This is a genomic window from Streptomyces sp. NPDC048504, assembly GCF_043200035.1.
Lineage (GTDB): Bacteria > Actinomycetota > Actinomycetes > Streptomycetales > Streptomycetaceae > Streptomyces.
The window spans coordinates 43,388-66,578 of record NZ_JBICXA010000005.1; the positions used below are offsets into that span (position 1 = coordinate 43,388).

The 23,191-nt window shown below is 68.5% G+C and carries 29 protein-coding genes; 3 read left to right on the top strand and 26 right to left on the bottom strand.

Features of this window, described 5'->3' with window-relative positions; all coding sequences use genetic code 11:
* The 20 genes from ACGFY9_RS13860 to ACGFY9_RS13955 form a co-directional block, all read right to left on the bottom strand.
* Complete coding sequence (locus tag ACGFY9_RS13860) at positions 1-510, bottom strand: hypothetical protein (RefSeq protein ID WP_393753935.1); 510 nt, start codon at positions 508-510, stop codon at positions 1-3.
* A 19-nt stretch (positions 511-529) separates the two neighbouring features.
* Positions 530-4,435, bottom strand: a complete 3,906-nt coding sequence (locus ACGFY9_RS13865) for a phage tail tape measure protein (RefSeq protein ID WP_393753936.1) — start codon at positions 4,433-4,435, stop codon at positions 530-532.
* Positions 4,436-4,564: 129 nt separating this feature from the next.
* Positions 4,565-4,960 (bottom strand): hypothetical protein, encoded by a 396-nt coding sequence (locus tag ACGFY9_RS13870; RefSeq protein ID WP_393753937.1) that lies wholly within the window; start codon positions 4,958-4,960, stop codon positions 4,565-4,567.
* A gap of 2 nt (positions 4,961-4,962) precedes the next feature.
* Entirely contained in the window at positions 4,963-5,325 is a 363-nt protein-coding gene (locus ACGFY9_RS13875; protein WP_393753938.1) for a hypothetical protein, read from the bottom strand.
* Between the two features lie 318 nt (positions 5,326-5,643).
* Positions 5,644-6,051 carry a hypothetical protein gene (locus ACGFY9_RS13880; RefSeq protein WP_393753939.1) on the bottom strand — a complete coding sequence of 136 codons (408 nt, stop codon included), beginning with the start codon at positions 6,049-6,051 and terminating at the stop codon, positions 5,644-5,646.
* Between the two features lie 47 nt (positions 6,052-6,098).
* Entirely contained in the window at positions 6,099-6,533 is a 435-nt protein-coding gene (locus ACGFY9_RS13885) for a hypothetical protein (RefSeq protein WP_393753940.1), read from the bottom strand.
* Between the two features lie 11 nt (positions 6,534-6,544).
* Entirely contained in the window at positions 6,545-7,306 is a 762-nt protein-coding gene (locus ACGFY9_RS13890) for a hypothetical protein (RefSeq protein ID WP_393753941.1), read from the bottom strand.
* A complete protein-coding gene (locus ACGFY9_RS13895) occupies positions 7,307-7,765 on the bottom strand; it encodes a hypothetical protein (protein ID WP_393753942.1) in 459 nt (152 codons plus the stop codon). It abuts the gene before it with no gap.
* Complete coding sequence (locus tag ACGFY9_RS13900) at positions 7,762-8,154, bottom strand: hypothetical protein (RefSeq protein ID WP_393753943.1); 393 nt, start codon at positions 8,152-8,154, stop codon at positions 7,762-7,764. Before ACGFY9_RS13900 ends, ACGFY9_RS13895 begins: the two co-directional genes overlap by 4 nt.
* A 2-nt stretch (positions 8,155-8,156) precedes the next feature.
* Positions 8,157-9,236, bottom strand: a complete 1,080-nt coding sequence (locus ACGFY9_RS13905) for a hypothetical protein (protein ID WP_393753944.1) — start codon at positions 9,234-9,236, stop codon at positions 8,157-8,159.
* Between the two features lie 124 nt (positions 9,237-9,360).
* Complete coding sequence (locus ACGFY9_RS13910; protein ID WP_393753945.1) at positions 9,361-9,795, bottom strand: hypothetical protein; 435 nt, start codon at positions 9,793-9,795, stop codon at positions 9,361-9,363.
* Positions 9,792-10,307, bottom strand: coding sequence for a hypothetical protein (locus tag ACGFY9_RS13915; protein ID WP_393753946.1), 516 nt, complete (start codon positions 10,305-10,307; stop codon positions 9,792-9,794). The genes ACGFY9_RS13910 and ACGFY9_RS13915 overlap by 4 nt, the downstream gene beginning before the upstream one ends.
* Positions 10,308-10,340: 33 nt before the next feature.
* Positions 10,341-11,717 (bottom strand): phage major capsid protein, encoded by a 1,377-nt coding sequence (locus tag ACGFY9_RS13920; RefSeq protein WP_393753947.1) that lies wholly within the window; start codon positions 11,715-11,717, stop codon positions 10,341-10,343.
* Positions 11,718-11,728: 11 nt separating this feature from the next.
* Positions 11,729-12,742, bottom strand: coding sequence for a head maturation protease, ClpP-related (locus ACGFY9_RS13925; RefSeq protein ID WP_393753948.1), 1,014 nt, complete (start codon positions 12,740-12,742; stop codon positions 11,729-11,731).
* A complete protein-coding gene (locus ACGFY9_RS13930; protein WP_393753949.1) occupies positions 12,739-14,040 on the bottom strand; it encodes a phage portal protein in 1,302 nt (433 codons plus the stop codon). The genes ACGFY9_RS13925 and ACGFY9_RS13930 overlap by 4 nt, the downstream gene beginning before the upstream one ends.
* Positions 14,041-14,286: 246 nt before the next feature.
* Complete coding sequence (locus tag ACGFY9_RS13935; protein ID WP_393753950.1) at positions 14,287-15,690, bottom strand: phage terminase large subunit; 1,404 nt, start codon at positions 15,688-15,690, stop codon at positions 14,287-14,289.
* Entirely contained in the window at positions 15,687-16,037 is a 351-nt protein-coding gene (locus ACGFY9_RS13940) for a hypothetical protein (protein WP_393753951.1), read from the bottom strand. The genes ACGFY9_RS13935 and ACGFY9_RS13940 overlap by 4 nt, the downstream gene beginning before the upstream one ends.
* Entirely contained in the window at positions 16,034-16,618 is a 585-nt protein-coding gene (locus tag ACGFY9_RS13945; RefSeq protein WP_393753952.1) for a hypothetical protein, read from the bottom strand. Before ACGFY9_RS13945 ends, ACGFY9_RS13940 begins: the two co-directional genes overlap by 4 nt.
* Positions 16,619-16,720: 102 nt before the next feature.
* Positions 16,721-17,158, bottom strand: coding sequence for an HNH endonuclease signature motif containing protein (locus ACGFY9_RS13950; protein ID WP_393753953.1), 438 nt, complete (start codon positions 17,156-17,158; stop codon positions 16,721-16,723).
* Between the two features lie 15 nt (positions 17,159-17,173).
* Complete coding sequence (locus ACGFY9_RS13955; RefSeq protein WP_393753954.1) at positions 17,174-17,512, bottom strand: hypothetical protein; 339 nt, start codon at positions 17,510-17,512, stop codon at positions 17,174-17,176.
* A 107-nt stretch (positions 17,513-17,619) separates the two neighbouring features.
* Here ACGFY9_RS13955 and ACGFY9_RS13960 point away from each other — a divergent pair, with 107 nt between their 5' ends.
* The gene (locus tag ACGFY9_RS13960) at positions 17,620-17,925 is read left to right on the top strand and encodes a hypothetical protein (protein ID WP_393753955.1); all 306 of its coding nucleotides are present in this window, start codon (positions 17,620-17,622) and stop codon (positions 17,923-17,925) included.
* Positions 17,922-18,704 (top strand): tRNA(His) guanylyltransferase Thg1 family protein, encoded by a 783-nt coding sequence (locus ACGFY9_RS13965; protein WP_393753956.1) that lies wholly within the window; start codon positions 17,922-17,924, stop codon positions 18,702-18,704. The genes ACGFY9_RS13960 and ACGFY9_RS13965 overlap by 4 nt, the downstream gene beginning before the upstream one ends.
* A gap of 438 nt (positions 18,705-19,142) precedes the next feature.
* Here ACGFY9_RS13965 and ACGFY9_RS13970 read toward each other — a convergent pair whose 3' ends face one another.
* The 6 genes from ACGFY9_RS13970 to ACGFY9_RS13995 form a co-directional block, all read right to left on the bottom strand.
* Entirely contained in the window at positions 19,143-19,958 is an 816-nt protein-coding gene (locus ACGFY9_RS13970) for a hypothetical protein (RefSeq protein ID WP_393753957.1), read from the bottom strand.
* Positions 19,955-20,542 carry a hypothetical protein gene (locus ACGFY9_RS13975; RefSeq protein ID WP_393753958.1) on the bottom strand — a complete coding sequence of 196 codons (588 nt, stop codon included), beginning with the start codon at positions 20,540-20,542 and terminating at the stop codon, positions 19,955-19,957. The genes ACGFY9_RS13970 and ACGFY9_RS13975 overlap by 4 nt, the downstream gene beginning before the upstream one ends.
* Positions 20,539-21,117 carry a hypothetical protein gene (locus ACGFY9_RS13980; protein WP_393753959.1) on the bottom strand — a complete coding sequence of 193 codons (579 nt, stop codon included), beginning with the start codon at positions 21,115-21,117 and terminating at the stop codon, positions 20,539-20,541. Before ACGFY9_RS13980 ends, ACGFY9_RS13975 begins: the two co-directional genes overlap by 4 nt.
* Complete coding sequence (locus tag ACGFY9_RS13985) at positions 21,114-21,404, bottom strand: hypothetical protein (protein WP_393753960.1); 291 nt, start codon at positions 21,402-21,404, stop codon at positions 21,114-21,116. Before ACGFY9_RS13985 ends, ACGFY9_RS13980 begins: the two co-directional genes overlap by 4 nt.
* Positions 21,405-21,436: 32 nt before the next feature.
* Complete coding sequence (locus tag ACGFY9_RS13990) at positions 21,437-22,294, bottom strand: protein transporter Sec31 (RefSeq protein WP_393753961.1); 858 nt, start codon at positions 22,292-22,294, stop codon at positions 21,437-21,439.
* A 272-nt stretch (positions 22,295-22,566) separates the two neighbouring features.
* Positions 22,567-22,731 (bottom strand): hypothetical protein, encoded by a 165-nt coding sequence (locus tag ACGFY9_RS13995; protein WP_393753962.1) that lies wholly within the window; start codon positions 22,729-22,731, stop codon positions 22,567-22,569.
* A gap of 163 nt (positions 22,732-22,894) precedes the next feature.
* On the opposite strand from ACGFY9_RS13995, the gene ACGFY9_RS14000 reads away from it, so the two are divergent.
* Positions 22,895-23,191 (top strand): hypothetical protein, encoded by a 297-nt coding sequence (locus ACGFY9_RS14000; protein WP_393753963.1) that lies wholly within the window; start codon positions 22,895-22,897, stop codon positions 23,189-23,191.

Below are 23,191 nucleotides of genomic sequence, written 5' to 3' on the forward strand. Positions count from 1 at the left end.
TCAGCCGACCTCGTTGAAGACGATGTAGCAGCGCAGGTCGATCGCCGTGGTCGGAGTCGTCGCCCTCACCCGCAGAAACTTGCTGATGGGGATGATGGGGCGGGCGTCCGGCATCCACTGCCGCACGTACGACAGGCCCGACTCGCCCGACACCGACGACAAGGAGATCGCATCGAACGTGCGGGTCGCCGTCGTCGAGCCCTCCACCGTCCCCGTGTAGCCGGTCGCCGAGGTGCCCAGCGTGAGCAGCGACGCCACCCCGTTCGGGTCCAGGTTCTGTACCCCGGACGCCGCGTGCGCGGTCACCGTCGCAGCAACATCGGTCTGGAGCAGTTCGATGACGCCATCCGCGCCGGGCGGGTCGTCCGACGACCATCCCCACTCCAGCAGCTGAATCTGCCGCGACGCCGGAGTCGCCAGCTGCAGCATCGTCTTGATGGCCGTGCCGGTCGTGACGCTCGCCTGAGCCGCCGTTGTCGGCGCGGGCCCGTTCCATGTGATGAAGGGCATCAGCCCTGCTCCTCTCCTGTTACCTGCCGCGTGGCGGCTTCAACGTCGCTTCGATCGAGCCCCGCGACCGCACCTGTTCGCGGCCGACGTCGACCCACACCTCACCGAACTGCTGCTTACCGATCGCGAGTTGGATGACGATCGGCCGATCCGAGCGGCCGCCCCCGCCGGCCGCCATCCGCCGCGAGTCGGGGCCCGAATGCACCCGCGAGCCCACCGGCAGCTCCAGCAGCTCCGGCTCGTGCTCACCCACCCACGTCAGACCGCCACGCACACCGCCCGATGCCGCCATCCCGACGATGCCGCCCGACGCCTTCCGCCCGACCGCCTTCGAGATGGACTTCTCCATCACCGACGCGAGGTGGTTCATCGTCTTTTCCAGGCTGGCCTGCTGCTTCCCCAGCGACTTCACCAGCTTGTCCTGCGCCCGGATCTGCGCCCCGTACACCGCATCCGACGTGGTCTGCCCGGCAGACGATGCCGCCTTGTTGATCTGCGACTGAAGGCTGTTCAGGGAGCCGATCTCCGACGACGACGCCCCCAGCAGGGCGCCCGCCGTCTCCATGCCGCCGCCATTGACGCCGGCCTCCGCGATCTGCTGCAACAGGCCCGAGTTGAGGCCCTTCGCCTTCAGGCCCTTCAGCGCGTCCGCGAACGCCGTGTCCTGGTCCCGGGACTGGGTGAGGCCGCCCATGATCGAGGCGACCGACACGGTCTGCCCCGACGCGCCCTGCGTGATGTTCGCCGACGACAGCACCCCCGACTTCACGCCGTCAGCCAGCTGGGACGCGCTGGACTTGAGGTTGTCGAGCTTGGATTTCGCGGCGTCCAGCGAGTGGGTGACCTTGTTGAGGGCCTGCTCGTGCTTGATCAGGGACTTGCCGACGGAGTCGAGTTCCTTCAGCAGGTGCGTCTCGGTCCGGCCGTGCGTCGCCGCCTTGATCTCCGAGGCCGCCTTGTTCAGCGCTTCCACGAGGCCGCCCACGTCGGACGGGGCGGCGAGCCCGTGCTCGAACGGTGTGCGCTGATACCCGGCGGCCCGCCCGAAGTAGGAGATCCCGAACTCGCTCCGCAGCTGGCCGCGCGCGTCCTTCTCCGCCTGCTGCGCCGCCGTGAGCTTGACCGTGCCGCCCTTCGCGAAGCGCGGAAGCCGGTCCTCGTTGATGGCCTCCAGCAACTGACGGTGCTTCTGCGCAGGGCCCTTGCTCACCATGAACTCGCCGCCCATGGCGAGGATCGGCACGTCGTCCTGCGTGCCGGAGCCACCGGTTACCGGGCCGCCGGCGGCGTACTTACCGCCCTCGTGGAAGGCGGTCCCCGCGTTCGACGTCACCGTCTTCATGATCGTGTACGTGGTTGCCGTCTTGCCGTCGAGAGCGTTCAGGGCGTTCGCGACGTTGGAGATCCCGGACAGGGCCTGCCCGTTCTTCGCCGTGATCTTGACGGAGCCGCCCTTCAAGTGCTGAACCTTGAAACCCAGCGACTTCAGCACCGTTTCCGCGCCGCCCGACAACGCCGACAACGTCACCGACTTCTTGCCCGGCGACTTCTTCACCGCCGCGTTGAACGCATTCAGATCAGACTCGGCGCCCTTCTTGTCCACCGAGACCTTGAACTTCTTGGCATCCGGGGCCTTCAAAAGCTCGTCCGCGAGAGCCGTCGCTTCTTTCTTCGTATCGCCCATCGCAATAGCGGTGTCAATCAACGACTGGCGGCCCTGCTTATACGTCTTGTCGACCTGCTCCCACGACACCTTCTCCTTCAGCTTCTTGTCGACGAAGTCCTCTGTCTTCGCCGCCAGCTGGGAAAGGACATCGCGGTTCTTACGGCCCGCATCCGAGTTGATATCGAGCGTGTGGCCGTTGTCCTTCACAGCCTTCTTGGCGTCAGACATAGCCTGGTAGAACGCTGTCTCCGCGTCGTACGCGCCTCGGTGAACCGTGTTGAGGGCCTCGATCGACTGCCGCAGGCCCTCCGCCGCCTGCGACTCCGCGTCCAGCGCCGCCTGCGTCTGCACGGCCTTCTGCCCGAACAGGCCCATCGACGCGGCAGTGGCCTCCTGGTCAGCCTTCAGCCCGGACAGCGCGCTCGTGTACTTCGGGAAGAGCGCGTTGATGTCCTTCGTGGACACGCCGGCACCCTTCAGGGCGGTGCGCATCATGTCGAAGTCGTGGGCCGCAGCTGCGGCATGCCCTCCGGACGCCATCCCGGCAAGGGACTGGTCGAGGCTCTTGAAATCGCCCTTCAATGAGTCGAGCGAGTTCTTGCCCTTGGCCATGTTGTTGATCGTGTTGGTGACGGAGTCGGCCGCATCATCGAGGCCGGGAATGCGGAATCCGAAAACGCCCGGGTTTTTCGCTTTCTCGGTCTCCGTGTTCAGCAGCTTGACCTTGTCGATCAGGCCGTCCATGCTGCCGAATGTCTTCTGCAATTCGCCGGAGAACTTCCCCGACGACGCGAGGCCTTCCAGCGATGTGGTCAACTTGTCGATGTCGGGCGGTGCGCTCTTCCCCAGGTCGGCGATTTTTGCGACGGCCACAGCCACCAGGGCGAGACCGGCAATAACGATGGAAGCCTTCCCGACCGCCCCGAGTTCGGCGAACGCAAGCTTCAGCCCGGCCACACCGCCACCGGCCGCGACGAACGCTGACCGCATGTACATGGCCTTCAGCGCGACACTCTCGAAGACACCCGACAGCACGGCGACGGCCTTCCCACCCGCAGCCCACAGCATCGACGCCGCCGCCGCAACCTTCATCGCCGCCGACACGGCCACCGTCGCCGCCAGCAGTCCCCCCAGGGCTCCGACGACCGCGATCGTCGCGCTCTTGTGCTCCAGCATCAGCGACACGAACGAACTCAGCGGGGGGATGATCTTCTCCCCGATGCTGATCATCAGAGCGTCGAACGACGCCTGCAACGCCTTCATCTGGAACGCGAACGTCTTCTGCGTATCCGCCCACGCCTGCCCGAAGCCCTTCGCGCCCTTCTCCAACGCCGGGTACTTCGACTCCAGCCGGTCCATCTGCCCGACCAGGATGTTCAGACCGGCGCCGGCCTTCCGGCCGAACGCGTCCGTGATGATCTGGCCCTGCTGCTTCGAGGAGATGCCCGCCGCGTGCATGTGCGCGACGAGGTCTTCCAGCGCGAGTTTGAGGCCGCCTTTCTGCATGTCTGTGGCGAGGGTGTTCGTCTGGAGGCCGATGCTCTTCAGCGCGTCCGCACCGCCCGCTACCGGCTTGGCGAGCGCCATCACCGACATGCGCAGCTGGTTGCCCGCGAGCGCGCCGCGAATGTTGTTGTCGCCGAACACGGCGAGCGCGGCGCCGACGTCGGTGATGGACAGGCCGAAGCCCTTCACCGTGGCAACCATTCCGCTACCGAACGCGGAGGCGAGGTCCTGCATCTTCATGTCGCCGACGCCGACCGTGGCGTTCAGCACGCCCATCGCCTGGTCCATGTTCTGCACGCCAGGGATCCCGGAGGCGACAGCGGCGGTCAGCGCGTTGGTGACGTCGACGAGCTTGGCGTGGCCGGTGGTGGCGCCCTTCGCCGCGGTCTCCGTCAGCTTCAGGGCCTTGCTGCTGCTGATGCCCATCGACTCGAAGTTCGACTCGACGTGAAACAGAGCCTCCGACAGGCTGTCGGGGTCCTGCCCGACCTTCCCCGCCAGCGCGAGAACACCCGACTTCAGCCCGGCCATCTTGCTCTGCGCCACACCGGCCTGCGTGTGCAGCAGCGTCATGCTGGAGTCGAACTTCGACGCCATCTTGACGGCCTCAACACCGATGACGGCGAGCCCGGCACCGGCGACGAGCGCCGTCTTGTGGAACGTCTTCATTCCCGCGCTAGTGGTCTCCACCTTGCGGTTGAACTGAGTCATGGCGGGACCCGAGAGGTCCTTAGCCGTGATCAGGATCTCCACTACGTTCATCCGGGTTCACCCCCAATCGCTCGATCTCCAGCAGGCGCCACGTCTCGGCGGGTTCGTTCTCGATCTCGGACGGCAGGCGGTGCCAGCGGTCGGCGAGGCCGAGGATCAACTTCGCGTAGGTCAGCTCGCGAGGCTCTCTGACAGGGGTGCCATCGGAATCGACGCCTCCTGCGACGGCTCGCCAGAGGGCGAGCTGTCGGGCAAAGGGTCACTCACCCCGCTGACCGCGTTGGTCCACTTGTTGATGATCGCGAGGACGAAGTCGTCGTCCTCGTCGAGGATCGCGTCGAGCGTCGGCGGCACCGGGGTGCCGTCGCTGGTGAGGTTCCAGTCGACGATCCGCTGGGCGAGGAACCGGACGGCGGTCTCGGTGCCGTCGCGGCCCTCCTCGCCCTTCCCGGTGCGCAGGGTGAGGAGCTGCTTCATGCTCAGGGACCGCACGCGGACTTCAAGGCCCTCGTACTCCCCGTCCACGAACTTCAGGTGGTAGATCTTCGGGTTGCGCTCGTAGCCCACGATCAGGCTCCTTTCTCGTGCGGGCAGGTACGCCCACCGCGCGTCATGGCGTTGCAGTTCCAGCAAAGGAGGCGGTAGGCCTCCTTGGGCCATCCCCTGCGGCGCAGGTCTGCATATGTATGGCTGCCGAGTTTCATACGGTGCGCCTTCCCGTCGCCATTGATGTGATCGAGGGTGAGGAAAGCCGGGTTGGTTTCCGGGCAGTTCGCGCAAGCGCATCGGCCGCCGTACGCCTGGACCATTTCGTCACGGAGTTGCTTGCGCTTCTCAGCCCCGTACTTGCGGGCTTCCTGGCGGTACTTCTCCGGATCGTCCCAGTAGCGGTCCTTCGCGTAGCACTGGTGGCAGAGCCCACGAGCGAGCATGGGGCGGTCTGGATGGCATGTTGCATTGCCAGGGCCAGCCTTCCTCCGCGCTTTCTGGTAGCAAGCCCTACACATTCCCATCGCCGCATGCTTGCTGTCCGGGTGGCAGTCGGGAATCCGAGCGGGTTTGACAGGTGGCTTTCGGTAGTTCGCTGCGTACTCACTCGGGTCCTTTCTCCTGCGATCGGTGCTGCGCGTCTTGTCATATTGCTGCTGATAGCAGAGGTTGCAGAGTCCCTTTGCCATATATGGGCGGTCTGGGTGGCAGTCAGCCATTCGCATAGCTGAATTCTACCTGGGCTGCCACCTAAGTTTTCCCTAAGCCCAGGTAGGCACTGCGCCATCAGCCAAAACGCCCGGCACCGATGCCGTGAGTTCACCGCTGTTGGACCGCTGGAGCGGGTAGTCGGTGTACAGGACCTCGTTGGCGAGGGTCTTGCCGCCGATCCCGATGGACGTCGTACGGGCGACCGAGGTGGACGACACCGTCTTGAAGACGTCGTGCTCCTGGTTCGTCGCGAAGTTCGCCACGACGTTGAGGGTGATCGAGAAGTCGGCGAGGAGCAGCAGTCGCTCGATCGCACTCTTGTCGATACCGGTGATGTCCTGGACGCCTCGGGGCATGGCCCACTGGAGGTTGGTGATGTCGTTGCGGATGTCGCGCGGGGTGCCCGCGGCGTCGTCCACCGACAGCGTGGTCCAGCCCAATCCTGACTGCTTTGCCATGACTTACACCTTTCTGTCTGAATTAGCTGGATCGCGGTGGATGTCGGTCATCCGCGCTCTCTGCCCGTCCTGACCGCGTCCAAGGACCCGGCCATGTCCTCCACCCAGTCCTCCGGGCGCGTGTGCTGCCGCTGCCGCCCGGTCGGGTTGCCCCGCCAGTCGCCGTCGCGGACGAGGTAGATGTCCGGCCGCGTACGGTGCTCGGCAAAGCAGCGCTGCCCCGACTCGAAGCGGAACACCGTCAGCCCGGCGCCGTTCTTCTGCTCCCGGAACGTCCGCCCCGACCGGGTGCGGATGTACGCGGCCTGGCCCTGGCCGAGCGGCGTGGACTCGTCGATGACGGACTCCCACCCCTGCCGCCACGCCGGACAGCCGGTCTGCTCACACGCCGACCGCAGCCGTACGTCGCGCGGGGCGCGGATCTCGTACGTCTGGAAGGCGCCGGCCCCCAGCTCGGGCTCGATACGGTTCACGCTCTGCATCACGCGCCTCCTCAGAAGACCGTCGAGACGTCGTTGCGGGCCACCGCGACTGCAAACGTCGCCGAGGTGAAGCCGCCGCTGGTGGTGGTCACGGCGCGCAGGTAGCGGCGCACGGTCTGGTTGGAGGCGGTCGCGATGCGCTGCACCCCGGGGGCTGCGGTGACGGCGGTGAACGTCATCCCCGCGACGTCCGCGAACGTGATGTTGTCGGCCGAGTCCTGGACCTTGACCGTGACGTCGGTGCCGGTGAACGCGAACACCTGCAAATACGCCTGCGCCCCGAACAGGGCCTGCCCGTTGAACAGCGGAAACGAGCCCACCCCGAAGTCGACGCCTGTACCGAGCGTCGCTGCGGTGTCGACGCGCTGCCCGGCCGTCAGGAGGTTCCCCCACTCCACGCCGTACCCGTTGGCCTGCGAGGACGTGGCGAAGGTGAAGCTGCCGTCGTTCGCCCTCGTGCCGTCGTAGTTGGCCTGTTTGGCAACGATGCACGCGGCCGGGCTGCCGAGCGCGGTGCCGCAGGTGAACATTTCGTGGGCGTCCGTGGTGGGCAGCGCGGCCAGTACCGGGTGCGCGCCGGTCGGGTTCCACCAGCTGGTGGCTTCCAGGCGGCCGTCCCGTTCGCCGCCGATGCGTTCGTAGGCGCTCTTGTTGATGCCGGTGTTCTCCAGTGCGGCGGGGCCGCCGCCGACGTTGCCGACGGCGGTGATGTCGCCGGAGAGGTCGTTGCCGGAAATGTAGAGGGCGTCACCGAGGCCCGAGGTTTTTGCCACCTATGCCACCTGCTCCCAGAGGTCGTTGACGATGAGGGGGAGGGTGATCGTGAACACCCGGTATTCGGCTCCCGACGTCGTCAGGTAGCCGGCGCGCGCCGACAGCGGATCGCCGTAGTTGCCGAGGAGATCGACCTCGCGGACCAGGTCGTCGAGGGTGAAGTCGCCGCTGTAGGCGGCCATCAGCGCGTCGAGGGCGGTCATCAGGTCGGGGTCGATGCCGTCCTCGGGCTGCTGCGTCATCGGCGTGTACAGGCGTACGAACAGAGCCAGCCGTACCGACGTCGCGTCGAGGCCGGAGCCGCCGCGCGCCGGGCCGATCTGCTCGACCCAGACGGCCGCCGTGATGCCGCTCTGCGGCGCCGACTTGGGTTCGTGGCCGTTGACCGCCTGGAAGAACCCGGAGGCGAGCGCGTGGGTTTCGACGGCGTCGAGGATCGTGCGGATGTCGAGGGTCATCGCAGCATCCCCATCTGCCGCGCGATGGCCGCCTCTGCGACGGCGTGGGCCTTCTGCGCCATGCGGCCCCGGACGATCCGGAACGTGTGGTAGCCCTCGAACTTGGTGACGGGGGCGTTGCGGGAGCCGATGCCTTCGAGCCACGGCCCGTAGATGACACCGGAGTCGTTGACGCTGTAGATGCCGGGCCCCTTGGGCTCCGCCTTCACCTGCGACTCGTAGTAGCCCGTCGGGTTGACCAGCACCGCATCGAGTTGGGAGAGGACCTCGTAGCGGGTGTAGTCCGCGAGTTCCTCCAGCGCGACCCGCGTCATCACCTTCACGAGCGCGGGACCGCGGCCCTCGACGACGGGGCCCTTCAGCTTGAGGTTCATGCCGAACGTCGCCACGACTACACCGCCCTCAATCGGGCCTTGCGGCCGTACGTGGTGTACGTCTGGTCCCGGAGGGTGGCGAGGGCGTCGGCGGAGACCTTCCCCGCCGAGTTCCCCGAGGTGGACGCCTTCAGGAACCAGCCCGACCGCTCCTGCGTGAGCTGCGTGATCGCCTCCGCCTTCGTCAGCTGCCGCACCAGGCCGGGCGACCGCCACTCGTAGATCGCTGCGTCGGAGGCGTGGGTGCCGGCGGTGGTTCCGAGTACGCCGCGGGTGACGGTGAGCGTGCGCGGGGCGTAGATCGCCGCCCCGGTGTGTGCGGCGATGACTGTGCCGTCGTAGGCGCGTTCCACGGCGAGGGTGTTGCCTGCGATGTCGTCGATGCGGATGCGTTCGGCGTCGAGGAGGAGAACCTCGTCCACGGCGTACGCGCCACCGTTGACGACGGGCAGCGTGACGTCGCTCTTGCTGCCGCCGAGGGTGCCGGTCTGGCCGGTGTTGAGCTGGCTTCGTTCGGTGACGATCATGCGCTCGTCGTCGACTCGCAGGATTGATCCGACACCGACGGCCGCCGACACGGGGCCGGTGACGTCCACCGCGGTCTCCGTGGCGTCGAGGGCCTCGGCGACCGCGCCCACGCTCGTCTCGGTGACGGGTGCGCCGGCCCACACGCCAGCGATCTGGATGTCGCGCTGGTAGGTGTCGCCGCCGCCGAACGAGCCGTCCGAGGACAGCTTGATCTCGACGCGGTTGAACGGCGGCCCGCTGGTGTTGGGTTCGAGGTTGTACTCGTCCGCCGTGATGGTCCGGCCGCCCGACATGATCGAGGTGACCGAGGCCAGTTCCTGATCGTTGAGGCGCAGGATCCACGGCGTCATCCCCGCGCGGGGCGGCCAGTCGAAGTAGCGGGTGGCCAGCACCGGGTAGAAGCGGCGGTGGCACAGGCCCTCAACGCTGCGGGAAGCGGACTCCAGGGCTTGGTCGATGTACCGGCGGTTGCGGGTCGTCTGCTTGATGTCGAAGGCGCCCATGACGTCTTCGCGGGTGGCGTAGAAGATGCCGTCCGGGGATGTGTTCGTGTCGAGGGAGCTACCCACGGCGCACACCCCCCGCAGGAGAGGGGGACGGCAGCCGCGTCTCGCGGATTCCGCCGGTGGTGCTGGTGTAGCCGACTGCCGTCATGCCGTCCTCCTCTCCGAACTCGTCGTCGCGCGTGGTGGGTTACTCGTCAGCGGAGGCGGTCTCCGATGTAGCTTCCGTCTGGCCGCCATCCGTCGAAGGGGCAGTAGAGCCCTTGCCCGTGCGGCCCTTCGCGGAGCGGCTCGCCGTCGTTCGGGCAGGCGATGGGTCCTGCTTCTCGTTCAGCTCGGGCTTCTCCGATGGCGTCTCGGATGATGTCGAGGTATCCGCGCCAGCTGATACGTCCTCACCGCCCTCTGCCTCGTCCGCCGCAGGCTCTTCGCCCGCGACGCTCGCCCCGCCGTGGCGGGTGATCTTCGGCATGTCGTCCTCCTCGATGTCGATCGGAACGCCGTGCTGGATACCAAACGCCGCCGCCGTTCCCTCCTCGGCGTGGCGCTCCGACCCGCACTCGGGGCACAGCGGCGCACCGACCGAATACGCCGCCGTGCAGTCCAGGCAGACCCACAAGCTCACAGCGACGCCGCCAGAGCCTGCGGCGCCCGCGCCACGAACAGGTCACGCCGGAGGTAGAGGATCGCGCCAAGCTGCGCGTTCGTACCGACGTCCGCGCAGTTCAGCGACACGTGCGTGTATCCGTCCGACAGCTGCGCCGCGTCGACCTCGATCGCGAGGATCTGCTGGTGCTCCGCGCTGGTGCCCACTCCGCCCGGGTCGACGATCGTCGCCGCGGCAGTCTGGGTCACCTTGGTCCACGCCTCGGTACCCGCCAGAGTCGCGGCGTCCTTGAGGTAGTAGTGATCGATGATCGGCAGAGATGAGCTGGTGCCGGCCGATGCGGCGGTGTGCTGCTGCAGGGTGAACGTCGGGTCGTCAGCAGCCGTACCAGCGCCCTTGAAGACGACGATGGTGAGACCACCGCAGCCCTTCAGCGCAACGCGCTTGCCGGTGACAGCAGCGGCAGAGAGGTCGACGGGGGCTGCGCCGATGCAAACGTCGACGAGGCGCCCCAGAGCTTCCATGGCCATGCTGGTGTTCCTTCCTGGTTCTGGTGCGCTCGGTCAGGAGAGCTTGACGATCGGGGACAGGCTGGAGCCGCCGTTGGCGGGGGTGATCGCGGACTGCAGCCACGGGCGGCCGTCGACGCGCTCGATGATGCGGAAGGCGATCTCGTCGGTCTCGAAGTACCGCTCCTCGGACTGGCGGGCCTGCATGACCTGCCTGTCGCCGAGCAAGTAGAAACCGAAGTCGATCAGGCTGATGTCGCCCGACGTGCCGAGCGCGGGAACCTTCTCGCTGATGACGATGGGCAGACCCAGCATCGTCATCTGCGGGGCACCGATGGCCTGGCCGCCCGGGAGAAGCAGGCCCGGCGACGCCACGCCGACGTTCTCGGTCCCTGCGACGTTCTGCTGCACCATGCGCAGGTTCAGCAGCTCGGGGAGGACGTTGTTCGAGATGACCCAGACGGCACGCGACAGGGACTGCGGGAGCATCCGCGCGTACATGGCGATGATGTCCTCGAACTTGACGTGCGAGGCGGTGTTGCGGGTGACGGTGACTGCGGCGTTGCCGTTGAGGACGCCGAGGGGCTTGCCTACTCCGTCACCGGTGAGGAACGCGATGTCCTCGAAGAACGACATGGCCTCGGGGAACATCTGGTCGATGAACGCGCTGAAGGAAACGAGGCTGTCGTTCATCAGCTCGCTCGGGACCTTCGCGAAGCCGGTGAGCTTGCGGGCCTCCAGGATGACCCTGCCGAAGCGGGCCTGGGATTCGGTGAGCTGGCCGCCCTCTTCGGTCCAGTAGCCGACGATGCCGCCGTACACGCTGTTGACGTTGGTGGTGGAGTCGATCGCCGGGAACGGCACCCGCAGCGTCTCCATCGGGATGACGCGGGCCCGCTGCCGGACGACGCCGGATTCCAAGGAGACGCGCAGCAGCTCGGAGCGCAGCGTCTCCGGGATGAGATAGCCGCCGTCGGACGGGATGTCGGAGCTGAAGTTCTTCAGCTGCGCGAGCTTCCCCGACATCTCGGCGGTGTTGGCGTCGCCGCCGGTCCGAGCGATCGCCCGGAACAGCTCACCGGAGCTGTTGAACAGGCCGTCGACCTTGGCGCCCTCGGCGGCCTTGTTGTACAGGCCACGGCCCTGAAGGGTGGTATTGGCGGTGGCGTACGGGTCGAGGCGCGAGTTGCTCAGGTCGGGCCGCTTGACGTCCTCGCCGTTGGCCTTGAGGAACTCGGCCCAGCCCTTCTGGATGCCCTCGTCGACGAGGCGCTGGATGTCGGTGCCGTCGCCCTGCTGCTTGTTCGCGTACGTCTCGATGAAGTCGGTGAGCGAGTCCTGGCTGGCCAGGATCTCAGCGCGGGTCGCGTCGTCGCCGAGCATTTCCTTCAGCTCGGTGCCGTTGCGCGGCGTGGTCAGGGTCTTTGCCACAGGTGCCTCCTTCAGGCTGCTTCCGTCGCCGCGCTGGACGACGCCTTGGGGGTGGACAGATGGGCCACGGATGCGGCCCACGGGTCTTGGGGCTGCGCGAGCCGGGCGATGGCGGCGCCCCACGGGGTGTTGGCTTGCCCCGGCTCTGCCACTGGTTCGGGCTCGACCGGCTCCGGCTCGGCGGCGGGCTCGCTGGCTGGCGGGGCGACCACAGCCGCAAGTTGCGTGGCGACTTCCTCGCCGATCAGGCCGCGGATGTCCTCCGTCAGCCCGGCCTCCGCAGTCGGGTCCTCGCGGCGGGGGCCCTTGTAGCCATACGCGGCGAAGTCGAACTCGCGCCGCATCTCCGGCTCGGCCTCGTCATCGTTCGGCTCGACAGGCTCGGGTACGGGCTCACCGGACTTCGGCGTCAGGATCGCCTCGTCCGCCAGGCCAGCCTCGACGGCGTCGTCCGGCAGGTACCAGGACTCGGCCCGCATGAGGTCGCGCCACTGCTCGCGGGTCCCGCCGGCGCGCGCCGCGTAGGCGTCGGCGATGTTGTCGCTGAGCAGGTCGAGGAGTTCGCCCATCTCCTCCATCTCGGCAGCGGTGCCGTAGCAGAGCCCCGACGCGTCGTGGATCATCAGCATCGTCTGCGGGGCCATCTCGACCCGGTCCGCAGCCATCGCGATGACCGAGGCGATCGAGGCGGCGATGCCGTCGACCTGGCAGGTCACGGTGCCCGCGAACGAGCGGAGCGCGTTGGCGATGGCGATGCCCTCGAAGACACTGCCGCCGGGGCTGTTGATGCGCACCCGCAGGTTCGGTGCCGTCACCTGCGCGAGTTCGGCGATGAAGTCCTCGGCGTTCGCACCCCACCAGCCGCCGATCTCGTCGTACAGCAGCAGCTCGGCTTCGTCGGGGTCGGCGGCGTTGGTGATGCGGTACCAGGGCTGTGCCTCGATGCCGTGCTGTGCGCGCACCTTGTCGGCCTTGGCGCGCTGCTTGGCGGCGAAGGAGGCGACCGTGGAAGGCAGCTTGATCATTCGTCGTCCCTCGTCTTCTTCTGCTTGCCGAGGAGCCCGGCGACCGCGTCGTCCCACGCGGCTTGCGGCGCCGGCGCGATGGCGCGCGTGGCGGGAGTTCCGGAGAAGGGGATGTCCGGCAGGCCGACCGCGGACAGCGTGCCCTTCGGGTCATAGCCGGCGTTCACAAGCGCGGCGGCCGCGTTCGAGCGGGCCGTCAGCTGCTCCGCCTCCACCGTGGTGTCCGGCGGTACCGGGTCGCAGTAGTCGAACTCCAGGCCGTCGCCCATCGGCCCGTACATGGGCAGCAGTTCGTTGTTGAGCGCGCCCTTGATCCGCTCCAGACGGGGAATCGTGAGCTGCTCCGCGAACCAGGCCTTCGCCGCCTCGGCGGTCGCCCGGTTCACGTCGTCGAGGTCACCGATCGCGAACTTCGGGATGCCGTACGCCTCACGGATCGCGGTGCTCGTCGCGCCCCGCAGCTCGACGAACTGCATGTCCCTCTGTGAGATCGTCCTGTCCGCCCATTTCGCGCCGTACTCGACGATGGCGACCTTGTGCGCGTTGCCGACACCCTTGTGCTGCTCGGCCCACCGGTCGCGCATCTCGTCGAACTCGTGGTCCTGCAAGTGCACCGGAACCTCGATGATTCCGCCGGGCTGTGCCGAGTTGAGGAAGAACGCCCGCGACCACTCCGCCGCATACCTCGACGTGTCGAGGTCGGGGAGGATCGACAGCACCGGCGACAGGCCGCGGTACGGGTCCAGCGGGTTGGGCCGGCGCAGTTGGATGACCTCGTCCAGTTCCAACGGAACCTGCTCGCCGTCCGGCGACGTGTACACCCAGCCCTTGAGGAACGTCTCACGGTCCGGGACCGGGGTCATGCGGTCGGGGCGGACGGGCCACATCTCCAGCGGGATCTTCACGCCGGGCGCGCGTGCGATGACCCACTCGGTCTCGCCCGTGAGGTCGTAGTGCTGCGTGGACGACTCGACGAACTCCTGCCGCGGCATGAACTTGTTGGGCCGATTCCACAGCTCCAACGCGGCGTGGGAGGTGACCTCGACACGGTCTTCTACACGGCCGGACTTGGCCTTGCGCCACAACTTCCAGTCGACCAGGGCGGTCGCGTTGGAGGTGCGGTCGACGATCGCGAAGAGGGTGCCCACGCTCGACATGGCCCGCATCTGGCCTTCGGCGGTGCGGTTGCCGAAGAGGCCGCCCGCATAGGACTGTGCGCGGCTGGTGAAGGGAACCGGGGTGTTCGTGGTGGCCGTGGCGGTGCGGTTGAGGATCGCGCCGAGGAGGGTTCTGGCCACCTGCCCCTCCCCTCTACGTGTTGTAGAACCGCCAGTTCAGGACGACGCAGCCGACGCCGAGTGCGGCCACTCCGGCAGCCATCCCAAAGAACAGACTGGCGGAACCCGACAACAGCATAACGCCAGACGTGTCAAGCACAACCGGCATAGCCCTATTCAATCCCTGCATCCACCTGCGCACTGGCATCTTCCGTCGAGTCACGGCCGTCCTTTCGCTGTCGCGGACTGTTGTAGGTATCCCACAAGCTAGTTCAGCCAGCGCATCCGTGGTCGCCCACCCAGATCCCGCTCCGCGACCATGTACCTGAGCGCATCCATCGCGTGGTCGTCCTTCTTCACCGGCTCCTCCTTCAGCCCGCCGGCGTTGCCCGGCTTCACCGCCCACACGTAGCCGCCGACCTCGTCCGTCGCGCACATCGGCAGTGACGCCTCCTCCAGCAGCGGATCCCGCTCGACGAGCGCGCCCCGCACGATGAACAGGCGGGGCCGGCCGTCGCCCGCCGGGTTGAGGCGGGACTGCACTGCCTGGATGCCGTCGGACACGGACTTGTGCGCGGCCTGCGTGCCCATACCCAGGTGCCGTTCGAGGGTGGCTCGGTCCTCGGCGTCGTGGTCGCAGATCAGCGCGCGCGGCCGGGGCTCGGTCCACTCCAGTACGCACGTCTTGCAGGTGTGGCAGTCGTGGTCGGCGGCCTTCGACTTGCAGCACGTCACGCAGCGGCGGACCGCGCGGAGGATGTCGCGGGCGTGGTCCTCGACCAGCCTTTTCGTACGGTAGATCTCCCGGTACAGGAACAGGCGGCCGTCGCTGTCCTCGGCCCAGCACTGGAGAACGAACGGATTGGTGAACCCGAAGTCGACGGTCCACCAGCGCGTCCACGCCTCGGGGATGGGGAACGGGTCGACGAGGTGGACGGCGTCGTCCCAGCCCTCGAAGATCTGGCCTTCGGCCGCAGCCCAGGCGCCGTCGCGGAGGCGGGCCTTGCGGACGCCGGTGAGCCGGTCGAGTTTCTTGAAGTAGGCGACGCCCTTCTCGGTGGGTGTGCCGTCGGCGTGCATGTAGGCGGGGTTGTCGCGATGCCGGGAGACGAGCATGGTTGCCTCGCCGGCGTCGCAGCGGAGTTTGATCCAGTGCGTGGGGTGGCCCGGGTTGCAGGCGGCGATCTGCTGTTGCCAGGACAGGACGCCGTTGCGGAGGCGGGTGGAGATGGCTTCCCAGTCGGCGATGGTCAGTTCGGTGGCTTCGTCGGCGAAGACGAGGTCGTACTCGGCGGACATGATCTTCTCGGGTTTGTCCATCCCCCCAACGACGATGCGGCTCCCGTTGGAATACCGGTAGCAGGCGGCCTCATGCGCGTTGCCGCCGAACCAGGAGACGATGCGCCGGCTGAGCGCGTCGGCGGCGACCTTCTTGTCGAAGGTGACGAGCGTCGTCGAGGTCAGCGACACCGCGGTCTTGCGGACGATGAGGCAGCGGATGTTCGGGTTGTGCAGGGCGGTGAGGTGCAGGCGGAAGAGGGCCGCCAGGCTCTTGCCGGTGCCGGCGGGTCCAGCGATGACCAGCTCGTCGTCGCGGGACTTGAACAGCTGGCGCGCGGCGCCGCGGGGTTCGTACCGGACGATGACGTCCTGGTCGAGCGCGGTCGTCACCGCAGTACCAGGCGGCCGCCACCGCGCGCCCGGTCTTCGCGGTTGAGGAAGTGGCGCAGCCAGTCCGGCCGGATGCGGGCTTCACGCCGCAGTACCTCGGCGACCGCGCCATGGTTGCGCGGGTCGCGGGCCCACGCGGCGATGTCGGCGGCCGGCGGTTCGGGCGGGATGAGCCAGCCCCACGCGGCGGGTTCGAGGTCGGGGTCGTCGTCGGCGTTGTCGAACCAGAAGTTCAGGCAGGACGTGCACAGCGTGGTGTGGTGACCGTTCGGCCCGTGCCACCAGGCCGTGGCTGGTACGTGGATGCCGGGGTGCACGCGGAGGGCGCAGGGTCCGTGCTTGCTCACGTCAGATCCTCCTCTGCTACGCCGACGACCTCGTACTTGACGCTGCCGGACACGGCGACCTGCGCGGGTTGGTCGAGGCCGTGGAGCTTGCGATACGACTCACGGATGCGGAGCGCGGCCTGGATCGCGGCGAGCTTGGGTCCGTCGTCGAGGAGCGTCTCCTCCTGTTGAGTCTCCGGGTTGAGCCACGTGATGACCTTGCCGTGGGAGACGGTGATGTGGCGGCGCTGAAGGATGGCGCAGGCCTCCGCGTATAGGGCGTCCAGCTCAACGGATTCGTCGCCGATCAGCTTGGTGATGGCCGGCCGGGCGATGTCGGCTTTCGCGCGGAGGACGGCGTTGTAGGCGTCTTTGCGGTGGCAGTAGCCGAAGCGTTCGGCGAGTTGGTCGTAGGTGGTGCCGGGGTGGTCGGCGAGGTATTCGGCGGTGGCGGCGTCGCGGCGGACGGATTTGAGGGTGCGTTGGAAGCGGCCCATGCCGTTGCGGGGGCGTTCCCAGTTGGGGTGTTCGCCGTCGTTGGTGGGGCCGGGCGGTGTGGGGTCGGGCTCGGCCGGTACGGGTGGCTCGTTACCGGTTGTCATGGTGTGATGGTAACGGCGCGTGCGGGCTGGGAGGCGGGCGCACGTGTGAGGGCCCGTTCCCGTGTGGTGTTCCCGGGATCGGGCCCTCTGCCGTGCGACGGGTCAGGTGCGGCGCCTACTCTCGCGGTCGCGGCGGCGCTTGCAAGTCCGGCACCTCCGTTGCCCGCTGCCCGGCTGAACGTAGGTGTTCCCTGGCGTGTACTCGTGGTCGGCCGGGCAGTGGGTGGCCCGGGCCCGTTGCGCGGCGAGGCTCTCGCCCCGCCGCGTGTTCTCGCGATGTGTGACCAGTTCGAGGTGTTCCACGTTCACGCAGGCGCGGTTGCGGCACAGGTGATCGGGAATGAGGCCATCCGGAATGGGGCCGATGAGCACCTGATAGGCGACGCGGTGGGCTCGCCGGGTCTTGCCCTCCCAGAAGAATCGGCCGTACCCGAACTCCTTCCTGGCTGTCCAAGACAGGCACGGGGTGGCATAACCCGTGTCCTCGGAGCGGGTCTTGTCCCAGAAGCGTTGCGGCAGAGCCGACTTGGGGTTGGTCACGTGCGTCTCTTCCAGTCAGGCGGCGAGTGCGAGCTTGGCGGCGGCCGTCTTGTAGGCGGCTTTGCGGGGGCGGTAGATGACGGCGATGGCGGCGACCTCGGCGGGGGTGTAGCGGGTGCACTGGCGGGCGCGGCCGTGGGTGTAGCTGGTGCCGGGGGTTCCGGTGACGTTGGCCTTGGCCGCGTTCTTCCGCAGCGAGCTGGCCACCGTGCGCGCCTCGCGGACGCCGAGCCCAGCGGCGATGCAGTGGGTGGCGAGGGTGCCCTGTCCGGCGCGGCGGATCTTCGCGGCGGCGCGCTGGGTGCGGGTGCGGGTCTTGAGGGTGGCGCGGCGGGTGCGGCTGGTGGCGATCATCTTGGGCTCCCTCGTTCTTGGTGTACGTACACCGTAGCGCTTGGTGTACGTACACCGCAACCCTCTCGCCCTACCTTTCTGTACGTACACCCGCTAGGCTGAACCCCATGCCGAACAAGCCCAAGACCCAGCACCGATCAGTCCGCATCGGAGACGACGACTGGAGCGACCTCCTCGCCGCCGCCAAGGTGCAGGGCACAGACCGCGCGGGCGCCATCAACGACCTGATCGCCTGGTACCTGCGCCGCCCGGGCGCGACCATGCCGAAGCGCCCCGACGCCGGAAGCTGGACGAGCGAGGCTACGACCACGCCGCTTGGTGAGCCGAAGCTGGTCCCTGCGCTGGAGGCGCTCGACGAGTTGCGTGCCCAGTTGCCGGAGCGCCCGGCGGGCGGCGAGGAGACCAACCGATGAGCGACACCACCGCCCTCGGCGACCGCATGAAGGCGTACGAGACCACCTACCGCGCCCTGCTGCCGCGCCGCACCTACACCCTGCTGCGCCTCGACGGCCGCGCCTTCCACTCCTACTTGCGTGGCTGCGAGCGCCCGTTCGACGAGGGGTTCATGGCCGACATGGACGCCGTCGCCGAATCCCTCTGCGCCGAGATCACGGGCAGCGTGTTCGCCTACACGCAGTCCGACGAGATCAGCATCCTCGTCACCGACTTCGCCAGCGAGCAGACCGAGCCGTGGTTCGGCGGGGTCGTCGCCAAGCAGCTCAGCATCTCGGCCGCGCTCGCCACGGCTGTCCTCAATGAGCGTCGGCCCGGCGCCCGCGCCCTTTTCGACTCGCGGGTCTTCACCCTCTCCGACCCAGTGGAGGTGGCGAACTACTTCCTGTGGCGGCAGCGGGATGCCGTTCGCAACTCGATCTCGATGGCGGCCCAAGCCCGGTTCTCCCATAAGAGGCTCCACGGAGTGAGCAGCGGCGGTATGCAGGAGCTGCTGTTCGCCGAGGCTGGGATCAACTGGAACGACTACCCCGATGGCTGCAAGCGCGGCCGGACCGTCGTGCGGAACACCGGGGAGCGCCTCGTCGAGTACACCGACAAGCGCACCAACCAGCGCAACGCCACGATGGCCATGCGCACCTGGTGGGAGACGAGTGCGGCACCACACTTCACCACCGAGCCGGGCTCATGGCTGGCCCGCACGATCCCAGCGCTGCCAACCTTGGCGCCCACCGCATGACGACGGCCCCGCCCCGGACCAACCGGAGCGGGGCCACTGCACGACCGGGCTACTGCGTGTTCTCCTGGATCACACTCAACGCGATCTCCGACACCTCATCAGCGCTCAACCCGTCACACGCCTTCGGCCTACCCGGCTTCCCCTTCAACGTCGCCGTACCCGGCACGTACTGAGCCTTGATTGCCTTCCGGCAAGCGGCCGGGTCGGGATCGTGGTGTCCGCTGGAGCAGCCGACCAGCGCGAGTGCGGCGGTAGCGAGTGCGGCGATGCGACGATGCATGGTTTCCCCCGGTGGCGTGTGTGGCCCGGATCGTAGCGGCCGGCACCGACAGTCCGCCCCGGGAACGCGGAAGCCCCACCGCGACGGGGGTGCGCGGTGGGGCCGTTCCTCAGGGTGCCGGGCGCTACCCGACGCGAGACTCCAGTGTGGCAGGCCGGTCACCTCTTGGGGCGGAGAACGGCGGTGATCCGGTGCTGCTCGGCAAGGTCGTACATCGTCTGCCCGGTAGCGGTGCGCCGTACATCGAGCCCCTCTCGGACCCCCTCCCCGCTCGTGTCGTCGTCGTTGTCGTCGGCAGGCTGACCTGCGCCGACGTCACCGGATAGGGGGTAGACCTGCTCCGGGGAGGGGCACTCGTCCCAGTGGAGCCCGGCGGACGACGACCGGCCGTCCATGCGCACGTCCTTCACCCGCCACCCCATCCCGGCCGCTGCCGCGCGCACCGCGTCGGTGGTCGTGCGGAGGTGCTCGGCGAGCGGCTTCAGCTGTGCGTGTGGGGTGCCGATGTCACGGACTGCCGCGATCAGTTCGATGGGCGAGACGGGCCACACGGTGGGGGCCGGGGTCTCCGGCCCCGTCTCGGGCGCGGCATCCTCCTGCGGATCGTCGGGCTCGGGCGCGGGTCGCCGCTTCGGAGCCCACCCCTCGGCGCCCGCGCGGTAGGCGGCGATCGCCCAGCAGGCCGCGCCACCCCACAGCAGCCAGGGTGCTCCGCCGTGCTCAACACGGTGATACACGCCGACCGCGACGGCCGTACCGATCTTCCGGAGCAGCACCGCCGCGCCCACCAGCACCGCCGCGCGCAGCAGCCGTCCCAGCCCCTCCCCTGCGGTCAGCCACCCCCGGGCCCGGTCCCACACCGCGCGGGCCCGGTGAAGGGCCCGCGAGGTGAGGTGAAGTGAGAGGCGCTGGGAGCCGACCGCGACCCGGTGGACGGCCGTACGCAGCCACTGCACAGTCGACGGGGCGCTCACGACAGCGTCCCCTTCGCGAGCCCGTTGATCGCCCACGCGCCGAGCCCGTTCGCACCCTGCACGATCTGGTCGGCGAGCAGCGCGGCGGTACCGGTGGACACGCACAGCAGCACGCCCACCAGGACGCCCTTCCACCACTTGCCCTTGACGGTCTTGGCGATCCCCTTCCGCAGGAACCACAGGGCGACGGTCATCGCGGTAACAACGATGGCCCCGTACCCGTCAATGTGGGGCGTGGCGGCGGTGCCGAGCTGCTGAGACGGGGTGCCGGTCAGCCACTTCATGGCCACGTCCCCGACGCTGTTGCCGCCCCAGCGCAGGAACCCGGCGAGAGTCCCGAGCAGCCCGGCCGGGCAGGCGATCATCAGGACGCCGCAGACAATGCCGCTACCGAGCGGGATCAGCGCCTTCGGGTCCTTGGCGCCGCCTCCTGCGCCGGGCGGTCCTCCGGGGCCGGCCGCTTTGGCGCCGCCCTTGTGCCAGCGCCACAGTTCGGAGCCGAGCAGGGCGAGTCCGAAGGCGAATCCGGCGGTGCTGATCGCGGTGGTCGTGTACTGGCCGGCGGCCAGAGTGGTGGTGTTCACGCGGGCTGTACTCCGGTCAGGACGTAGACGAGCGTGGCGACGGGCAGGGTGAGCGCGGTCGCTTCGATGGCGGCCCACAGCAGGGTGCGGGTGAGGGCGGCCCGCCACTTCGGGGCCCACAGATCCGGGTTGGCGCAGCGCGCTTCGACCTGGCGGGCGTTGTCGAGGAACCCGAGGACAGTCAGCGGGATGACGGCCATCACCCAGGCGCCGGCTAGCCCGTTCGGGCCGTCCTTGTGGACGTCGTTGAGAACCCACGCCCAGGGCCCGCAGATCGCGAAGCCCGCGGCGGCGCAGGCGGCGTTGTAGGCGATCCGGATTCGGTGCCACCAGCGGTCCGCTGGTTCCGGATCGGGTTCCGTGCTGGCCACGGCGATGTCGACGTGGACGTACACGTCGACGGGCTGGGGTGGCGGAGGAGGCGGAGGACCGGCAGCCCACCATGGCGGAAGCGCGGGAGGGGCCGGAGGAGCGGGAGGCGGGGGCGGCGGACTGGCCGGGGCGGGAAGCTGCTGCGGCAGCGGCTGCCCGGCCGGGATGATCCGGCTGGGCGTGATCGGCTTACGGCTGGTCATCGCGGCCACCCGGCGCACGCGGACGCGACGACCATGACGCCAGCCCACGCCGTGGCCATCCAGACCTTGCCGCGGTCGTACGCCTCCAGGGCGGCGATGCCGGCGCCCGCAGCGAGAACGATGCCGAGCGGCGGGCAGAGGACCAGCGAGACGACGAGGAGGAACGGCAGCGCGAACGCGACACCGGCGCCAGCGAGCACGGCGATCAGGGGGCCGTGGCGGCGCAGGAGCCAGCTGGTGGCGATGCCGGGGGCGAGGGCGGCCAGGGTGAGGAGTACGAGCAGCATGACGGTCCTAAGAGGTGAGGTCGGGAAAGGGATCAGGCGCCGCGCTTCAGGTCGCGGAGGTAGCGGTCGACGCTGTCCGGAGAGACCGGTCGTCCGAGGCGCTGCGCTGCGTCGTGGATCACGCCGTCCCGGTCCCGGATTCCGTCCTCCCACGCGATCCGGACCGCATCCTTCGTGGTCAGCGACTTGCGGTCGATCGGAGGCGCGGACGGTCCGGATCCGTTCGCGGACGGTCCGGACTGGTCCGGATCCGTGGATCCGGATTCCGTGAGGGTCCGCTGTTCGGCCTCGACAGTGGCCTGACCGCGCTGGAGTTCGCGGCGGATCGGGATCATCGCGAGCTGGCCGTCAACCGCGGCGCGCCGCTTCGTGACCCACTGCTGGGTGCGGTCGTCGAGCGGTCGGGCGTGCACGCGCATCGCGATGCCCCACCCGCCCTTGGCGAGCGCGGACACGGCTGCCCCGACGATGCCGATGACCGGCTGCTCGAAGACGTAGCCGTGCGCGAACACGGCGGCCATGGACACGACGAGGGACCAGCGGCCGGCGCGGCGGGCGGTCTTGGCCCGGGCGGGGTCGTAGCGCAGCAGCCACTCGACGGCCATGCACATGATCCATGTCATGTCGAAGGCGACGGCTGCCGCGTAGGCGACGACAGCGACGACGGACAGGGCGAGGAGTCCGCCGATCGCGCTGGTGCTCCAGACGAGGGCGACGGTGACGAGGATGCAGGCGCCGATGGTGACGCCGATGCGGACCAGTTGGTCCCAGTCGCGGGGTGGTGCGGGGACCTCGATGTACTCGGTGTCGAGGACGAGTTCGGTCTCGCCGTCGACGGTGTGGGGTACGAGGCGCTTCCGCTCGATGGTCTCGGTGCGGCGGGTCTTCACGGTGGCTCCCTGCTGCGTGAAGAGGGCCGCGCCCTGGCCGTGGGGGACGGATACCAGGGCGCGGCGCTTGTGGGTGGGTTACTTCCAGGACCAGAAGCTGGTGCCTTGTTTGTCGCGGCGGCGGTCGCTGGTTTCCCAGGCTTCGGCGGCTGCCCCGGCCCTTCTGGCGCCGGTGGTCTTGGAGCGGCGGAAGCGTCCGGCGCTGCCGGTGACAGAAGTTCCGGCTGCGGGGTAGCTGCGGCTGCTCTGTGAACCGCGCGAGAAGAGGCCCATCAGTGGCCGCCGCCGTGTCCGCGCGTGAGGTTGCCGGTGGCGACGCGGCTGCGGGTGGCCTCGTAGGTGAAGCGGGCGGCCTTGGCTTCGGCGAGGAGTGCGGTGACGCGTTCGGCTTGCGTGGGGCTGTGCTGCTCAGGGGCCTGATCGGTAGGCTCGGGCATGCCTGCCCTTTCGTGAGAGTCGGGGTAGGTGCCCCCGGTCCATGTGGAGTTCCAGCTCCGGGCCGGGGGCTTCTTGCGTTAGCAGTGCGGACTGCTTCCTTGGACTGTACGGGGCCCCGTACACTCGGGGCAAGCGGCCCGCCCGAATGAGATGAGGCCGGGTGTGACCGAGGAGGCTCAACGGGTGATCGATGCCATGAATGCGGTTGAGGCGATCGCCGACCCGGAGAAGCGTGCGCGTGCGATCAGCGAGGTGCTCGCTCATCAGACCGAGCGCGGTTCGGAGTGGCGGAAGATGCGACGGCAGGTCGTGTTGGATCTACGTGCTCAGGTGCCTGCGGTGTCGTATCGGAAGATCGCGAACCTGCTGGGGATCGGCCTTGCGACGGTGCAGGACATCGAGAAGGGCTATACCGGGTCGGGCAGGGATCGGCCGCGGGCGAAACAACCTGAGGAGTGA

What these genes read in the sequence shown, in the direction of transcription:
- ACGFY9_RS13995 (WP_393753962.1), bottom strand. Translation starts at nt 22,731, where the DNA reads ATGCCCGAGCCTACCGATCAGGCCCCTGAGCAGCACAGCCCCACGCAA.
- ACGFY9_RS13880 (WP_393753939.1), bottom strand. Translation starts at nt 6,051, where the DNA reads ATGGCAAAGCAGTCAGGATTGGGCTGGACCACGCTGTCGGTGGACGAC.
- ACGFY9_RS13915 (WP_393753946.1), bottom strand. Translation starts at nt 10,307, where the DNA reads ATGGCCATGGAAGCTCTGGGGCGCCTCGTCGACGTTTGCATCGGCGCA.
- ACGFY9_RS13965 (WP_393753956.1), top strand. Translation starts at nt 17,922, where the DNA reads ATGAGCGACACCACCGCCCTCGGCGACCGCATGAAGGCGTACGAGACC.
- ACGFY9_RS13875 (WP_393753938.1), bottom strand. Translation starts at nt 5,325, where the DNA reads ATGCTCGCTCGTGGGCTCTGCCACCAGTGCTACGCGAAGGACCGCTAC.
- ACGFY9_RS13955 (WP_393753954.1), bottom strand. Translation starts at nt 17,512, where the DNA reads ATGATCGCCACCAGCCGCACCCGCCGCGCCACCCTCAAGACCCGCACC.
- ACGFY9_RS13860 (WP_393753935.1), bottom strand. Translation starts at nt 510, where the DNA reads ATGCCCTTCATCACATGGAACGGGCCCGCGCCGACAACGGCGGCTCAG.
- ACGFY9_RS13925 (WP_393753948.1), bottom strand. Translation starts at nt 12,742, where the DNA reads ATGATCAAGCTGCCTTCCACGGTCGCCTCCTTCGCCGCCAAGCAGCGC.
- ACGFY9_RS13960 (WP_393753955.1), top strand. Translation starts at nt 17,620, where the DNA reads ATGCCGAACAAGCCCAAGACCCAGCACCGATCAGTCCGCATCGGAGAC.
- ACGFY9_RS13945 (WP_393753952.1), bottom strand. Translation starts at nt 16,618, where the DNA reads ATGACAACCGGTAACGAGCCACCCGTACCGGCCGAGCCCGACCCCACA.
- ACGFY9_RS13985 (WP_393753960.1), bottom strand. Translation starts at nt 21,404, where the DNA reads ATGCTGCTCGTACTCCTCACCCTGGCCGCCCTCGCCCCCGGCATCGCC.
- ACGFY9_RS13885 (WP_393753940.1), bottom strand. Translation starts at nt 6,533, where the DNA reads ATGCAGAGCGTGAACCGTATCGAGCCCGAGCTGGGGGCCGGCGCCTTC.
- ACGFY9_RS13980 (WP_393753959.1), bottom strand. Translation starts at nt 21,117, where the DNA reads ATGACCAGCCGTAAGCCGATCACGCCCAGCCGGATCATCCCGGCCGGG.
- ACGFY9_RS13895 (WP_393753942.1), bottom strand. Translation starts at nt 7,765, where the DNA reads ATGACCCTCGACATCCGCACGATCCTCGACGCCGTCGAAACCCACGCG.